1 rRNA gene is annotated in these 1347 nt (G+C 55.8%); it reads right to left on the reverse strand.

The annotated features are described in order from the left end of the window. Nucleotides 1-1268: ribosomal RNA gene (locus ACFFHU_RS31630) — 23S ribosomal RNA — on the reverse strand; the annotation flags it as partial. Between the last annotated feature and the right edge of the window lie 79 nt (nt 1269-1347).

The following is a 1347-nucleotide window of genomic DNA, read 5'->3' on the forward strand; positions in this document are numbered from 1 at the left end:
GGGTTAATATGTGAATGCCACAGCTTCGGCGGTGTGCTTGAGCCCCGCTACATTGTCGGCGCGGAACCACTTGACCAGTGAGCTATTACGCACTCTTTAAAGGGTGGCTGCTTCTAAGCCAACCTCCTGGTTGTCTATGCGACCCCACATCCTTTTCCACTTAGCACACGCTTAGGGGCCTTAGCTGGTGATCTGGGCTGTTTCCCTCTCGACTACGAAGCTTATCCCCCGCAGTCTCACTGCCACGCTCTCACTTACCGGCATTCGGAGTTTGGCTGATTTCGGTAAGCTTGTAGGCCCCCTAGACCATCCAGTGCTCTACCTCCGGCAAGAAACACGCAACGCTGCACCTAAATGCATTTCGGGGAGAACCAGCTATCACGGAGTTTGATTGGCCTTTCACCCCTAACCACAGGTCATCCCCCAACTTTTCAACGTTGGTGGGTTCGGCCCTCCACGCGGTCTTACCCACGCTTCAGCCTGCCCATGGCTAGATCACTCCGCTTCGGGTCTAGAACACGCGACTCAACCGCCCTTATCGGACTCGCTTTCGCTACGGCTCCCCCACACGGGTTAACCTCGCCACATGCCACTAACTCGCAGGCTCATTCTTCAAAAGGCACGCCATCACCCCTTTAACAAGGCTCTGACGGATTGTAGGCGAACGGTTTCAGGTACTATTTCACTCCCCTCCCGGGGTACTTTTCACCATTCCCTCACGGTACTATCCGCTATCGGTCACCAGGAAGTATTTAGGCTTACCAGGTGGTCCTGGCAGATTCACGGCAGATTACAGGAGTCCGCCGCTACTCGGGAACACCCACAGAAGACCACACACTTTCACCTACCGGACTCTCACCGTCTACGGTCAGCCATTCCAGACCATTCAGCTAGCATGCGGCTTTATCACTCCTCGAACACGTGTCAGCGCATTCAGCAGGGTCCCACAACCCCGACCGCGCAACCCCTGACAGGTATCACACACGACCGGTTTAGCCTCAATCCGCTTTCGCTCGCCACTACTCACGGAATCACATGTTGTTTTCTCTTCCTACGGGTACTGAGATGTTTCACTTCCCCGCGTTCCCCCCACACACCCTATGCATTCAGGTGCGGGTGACTGAACACAACTCCAGTCAGGTTTCCCCATTCGGACACCCTGGGATCACAGCTCGGTTGACAGCTCCCCCAGGCCTATCGCGGCCTCCCACGTCCTTCATCGGCTCCTGGTGCCAAGGCATCCACCGTCCGCCCTTGACAACTTGACCACAAAGATGCTCGCGTCCACTATACAATTCTCAACCAACAACCAACCCACCACCACAACACACCACACCAGCCACCACC

It is taken from the genome of Plantactinospora siamensis (assembly GCF_042434095.1).
Taxonomy (GTDB): domain Bacteria; phylum Actinomycetota; class Actinomycetes; order Mycobacteriales; family Micromonosporaceae; genus KBS50.